The organism is Pseudooceanicola lipolyticus, from assembly GCF_002786325.1.
GTDB classification, from domain to species: Bacteria; Pseudomonadota; Alphaproteobacteria; order Rhodobacterales; family Rhodobacteraceae; genus Pseudooceanicola_C; species Pseudooceanicola_C lipolyticus.
The window spans coordinates 1-4474 of sequence record NZ_PGTB01000234.1; the positions used below are offsets into that span (position 1 = coordinate 1).

The 4474-nt window shown below is 65.8% G+C and carries 5 protein-coding genes; 2 read left to right on the forward strand and 3 right to left on the reverse strand.

Translation table 11 applies throughout. The features are described 5' to 3' along the window. Positions 1 to 951 (reverse strand): serine/threonine-protein kinase (locus CVM52_RS23880; protein WP_133119965.1); only part of this gene is annotated, 951 nt, incomplete at its 3' end. Between the two features lie 38 nt (positions 952 to 989). Next, positions 990 to 1577, reverse strand: a complete 588-nt coding sequence (locus CVM52_RS23885; protein ID WP_100164822.1) for an OmpA family protein — start codon at positions 1575 to 1577, stop codon at positions 990 to 992. A 145-nt stretch (positions 1578 to 1722) separates the two neighbouring features. Between CVM52_RS23885 and CVM52_RS23890 the strand changes: the two genes are divergently transcribed. Further along, on the forward strand, positions 1723 to 2556 hold the full coding sequence (locus tag CVM52_RS23890) for a M15 family metallopeptidase (protein WP_100164823.1): 834 nt from the start codon (positions 1723 to 1725) through the stop codon (positions 2554 to 2556). A 43-nt stretch (positions 2557 to 2599) separates the two neighbouring features. On the opposite strand, the gene CVM52_RS23895 is transcribed toward CVM52_RS23890, so the two are convergent. Continuing rightward, positions 2600 to 4093, reverse strand: coding sequence for a caspase family protein (locus CVM52_RS23895; protein WP_100164824.1), 1494 nt, complete (start codon positions 4091 to 4093; stop codon positions 2600 to 2602). Between the two features lie 196 nt (positions 4094 to 4289). Between CVM52_RS23895 and CVM52_RS26745 the strand changes: the two genes are divergently transcribed. After that, the coding region (locus CVM52_RS26745; RefSeq protein WP_133119966.1) for a hypothetical protein at positions 4290 to 4474 on the forward strand (185 nt) is incomplete at its 3' end.

The window sequence follows — 4474 nt, forward strand, 5'->3', positions numbered from 1 at the left end:
GCCGGCGGCGGCCAGCAGCACCACGGCCAGCCCGGCATAAAGCCCGCGGCGCGATCGGCGCGGCGGCGGCGCCGGCGAGTCCACCGCCTTTTGCGGCTTGGGCACGATGATGGTGGCATCGGCGCCTTCGGTGCCGTCGAGATAGAGCAGCACCTCGGTGGCGCTCTGGAACCGGTCCTTGGGGTCGGGCGCGGTCATCCGGTCGATCAGCGTTTTCAGCGGTTCGGGCAGGCCCGAGGTGTCCAGCGGCTGGCCCTTGCGCTGCACCACCTCCATCGGGTTGCGGCCGACATCGGGCGGCTTGCCGCGGAAATTGGCCAGCAGCAGCGCCCCCAGCGCATAGATATCCGAGCGCGCATCGGTGCGCCCGTCCAGCTGTTCGGGGGCGGCATAGGCGTATTTGCCGGCAAATTCGTTACCGACGATGGTTTCGGCGCCCGGGTTGGTGTCCTTGGCGATGCCGAAATCGATGATCACCGCGCGCGACGGGTCGCCATCCTTGAGGATGATATTGTCCGGCGACAGGTCGCGATGCACGATCTGGCGGGCATGGGCCGCCTCCAGCCCGCCGGCCACCCGCCGGCAGATGGTCAGCAGGTCATCGGCCGGCATCGGCCCCTGTTTCAGCTTCTTGTCCAGGCCCGGCCCCTCGACATAATCCATCAGCAGATAGACATGGCCGTCCTGGGTGCGGTTGCATTCGGAATAGCGGATCACCGCATCATGCCGGATCTCGCGGATCGCCTCTTCGCGGGTCAGCAGGGCAAGATAGTCGTCATTGCCGGTGAACTCGGCCTTCAGCACCTTCAACGCCATCAGCCGACCCGAGATCTCGCTGCGGGCACGGTAGACATCCGAGGTGCCGCCGCGGCCCAGCAGCGCCTCGATCCGGTAGGTGTTGTTCAGAAGCTCGCCCAGCTGAAACGCATCGCCGGGCCGGGATTCCAACATTGCCTGCTCCGACGATGGTTCCTGTTCTGGCGGGCGGTTCAGCCCAGGGCCTGGAATTCGACGCGGCGGTTCACATCCGCGCGGGGATCGGCGGAGTTGAACGGGGCGGTTTCACCCATGCCGATCGCCTCCAGCTTGGTTTCGGCAATGCCGCAATCGCTGACCAGGTGGCGCTTGACCTCTTCGGCGCGCAGCAGCGACAGGCGTTCGTTATACGCGGCGGTGCCGGCGCTGTCGGTATGGCCGATGATCTGGAACACCGCGACATCGATCGCCTTCATAACCTGGCACAGAGTGATCAGCTTGGGTTTCTGATCCTCGCGCAGCGCGGCGCTGTCGAAATCGAATGCGATCTGCACATTGACCTGATCCTCGCGGGCCACCGCGCTATAGGCGGTGGGCGTCGCGGGGGCGGCGGCCACGCTGGTGGTCTCCGACGTTGCGGCCGGCTGCTGTTGCTGCGGCGAGGGCACGATGACCAGCCCGCGGGTTTTCTGTTTCTTGAAGGCTTCGGTGATCTGTTCCGCGGTCATCTGATCCGCGTTCTGCGCCAGCGCTGCCGCTGGCAGTGCAAGCTGCAGCCCGGCGATCAGTGAACAGGCGACAAGTCGGCTGGAACGGCGCATGGTGCTTTCCCTTCCTGTGCGTGTAAGCTAGTTTTGGACTCTATACTTTTGGCTGATACCGGACAACGGCTATTGGATCAGTGAACTTGATCACTCTCGCGGCGATCATATCGCCTGGCCGGGGCAGACCGGTGCAGGGCAGGGCATGCGCTACGGACCGGCCATAATCATCGCCGTCGCCTTGCTGCTGGCGCCGGGCCTGTGGTTTGGGCTGAGCCATTTCCTGTCGGAAGAGGATTACCAGGGCAGCGCGGTGGATTCCGCCGCGCGGATCGAACTGGAGGGGCTGCGCCAGCAGCTGGACGATCTGCGGCTGCAACTGGAGGATTTGCGCAACGAGGTGGCGCGGATGCCGGCGGGCGGGCAAAGTTTTGGCGCCAATCCGGATGCCGAGGCGGAATACCTGCGCCAGAACGCTCCGAACACCATCATCGACGCCTATGCCGAGGTGGTGCTGATCGCCAACCGAACCGAGGTGAATCGGGGTCTGGAAGTGGCCAGCCCGGCCTACTTGGCGGAAAAGCTGGGGCTGCCGCGCGAGGATGCCTCGGACAGCTGCCAGCCGATGACCAACGAGGCGCTGCGCCAACGGCTGGTGCTGACCCAGGTGGGGCCGATCCAGGTGAACATGCTGCAGCCGGCGGTTGATTCGCTGCGGGTGGTGTTCGACAACATCCTGCGTGCCGATCCGGATCTCTATGCCCGGATCAACACCTCGGGCTCGCTCTGCGTGCGGGCGATCCGCGGCACGCAGAACCGGTTTTCCACCCACAGCTACGGGCTGGCGGTGGATCTGAACATCGACGGGCATCTGGACACCTTCACCGACGGGCGCACCCAGCTGGGCCTGACCATCCTGGCCGATTTCTTTCATGCCGAGGGCTGGGTCTGGGGCGCCGGGTTCTCGCGCGAGGACAGCATGCATTTCGAAGTCAGCCGCCGCCAGCTGGACGAGTGGCTGGCGCAGGGGCTGTTGTAACGGCGCGGCGGGATATGTGCGGGGCCGGGACGGCGCTGCGCGCCTATTCGGTCAGGCCGTAGGCCAGGCGGATGCTCTGGCGGGTGCCGGGGCCGAACTGGCCGTCGATGGCGCCGGCGTAGAAGTTATGTTCCTTCAGCACCGTCTGCAGCGCGCGGCGTGTCTGCGGGGTGAACATGTTGGGGCGGTCGGAGAGCAGGTTCAGCACGTCGGAACTGCCCGATCGCAGCGCCTCGTAAAGATAGCGTGCGGCATCCGCAGGCCCTTTCGAGGGGATCAGCCCGTCATCGATCATCGCGGCGAAGTTGAACTGCGCCTGCGGGTGGCGCAGATTGGCGGCGCGTTCGAAATAGCTGAGCGCGGTCTGCGGATCCGCGCGCAGGCCCAGCCCGCCCTGGTGGTACATGAAGCCCAGATCGTTGATCGCATCGGCAAAATCCTGGTCCGCCGCCGCGCGGTACAGCTCCAGCGCGCGCGCCTCGTCGACCGGGACGCCGGTGCCGCGTTCGTAAAGCCGGGCCAGTTCGAACTGCGCTTCGGGCGAGCCGGCGGCCGAGGCGCGTTCAAGGAACTTGACCGCCTCTTTCGGGTCGAAACGGCCTTCATTCGGGTTCAGCCGCATATAGGCCAGGCCCAGCATCGACCGGGTGTCGCCCAGATCGGCCAGCGCCAGCAGCTGTTCCTCCTGGTCGGGGCGGATCGCGGCCCAGGCATCGACGGCGTCGGCCTTGGAGATATCGCTTTCGCCCGCGCCGGGCCCGGCCAGGTAGAACGGCACCCCGGTGAGCGAGCCATAGGTATGCGGCTCTTGCAGGTTGTGGGTCATCTCCAGCACCCGGTCGCGCACCTGGCGGAACATCAGGCTGATCTCGAGACCGGGCAGCACCATCTTTTCCATCAGCGCGGTGGCATAAGGGCTGTGGTTGCCCTCGCCATCCAGCGCGACCTGCCCGTCCTTGGCGGCAAAGGCCACCAGCGTGCCGCGGTCGGGATCGGCGGCGGCCAGACCGCCGCCGCCGCGCCCGGCCTCGGTACGGCTGCCGGTGCTGGCGGTCTGCAGCTCGATCAAATCGCCCAGCGGGTTGTCGCGGCAGCTGTCCAGGATCACGATGCGCATCTTGCGGGCGCGCTCGACGGCGGACAGAAGCTGGCTGAGCGAGACCGATTGCCGTTGAACATCGCGGTTCGAGGTCAGGTTGGCATCGACCGGGATCAGAAAGTTTTCGCCCTGCACCTCGACGCCGTGACCGGCGAAATAGATCAGCGCCAGATCGGCGGTTTCCGAGCGGAAGGCGAAATCGTCCAGCAGCTGGTGCAATTGGGCCGAGGTGGCATCCAGCGCCAGCGTGACATCAAAGCCGATGCCCGACAGCGTGTCGGCCATGGCAGAGGCGTCGTTGCGGGTGTTGTCCAGCGGCTCGATCGTCTGGTAGGCGCCCAAACCGAGTACCAAGGCCACCCTGTCGGCGGCGGCCTGCGCCGCCGTGGTGACCGAAAGAAGCGCCAGAATGGCGATGAGTCTTATCGCCCAGTTCATCGAAATCGCCCTGTCATGCAAATGCCCGAAACTCGGACATAGTTTAATCAAGCCGGTGTAGAAACGAAACACACGAAATCGGAATGTCGTGGTGATAGCACCCGGCTGACCAGAGTTCAGTAAACTGTGTCACTCCCCAGCGGCGGCCGCTTCTGCTATTTCTGGAGTATCCGGAGACGATGAGGGAGGTCCGACGGTGCGCATATCCCCTAGATCCGCCTGCCTGGTGGCCGTGCTCGGCGGCGCCGCATTGGCCTTGCCGGAGCCGAAGGGCTGGTCGCCCGCAGCGGCAGAGCTGACCGGCGGCGCCGGCTCGGCCGTTTTGCTGGGGCAGGGCAATGATGGCGGCCATGGCGGCCCCGACGCCGAGGCCAGCGGGTT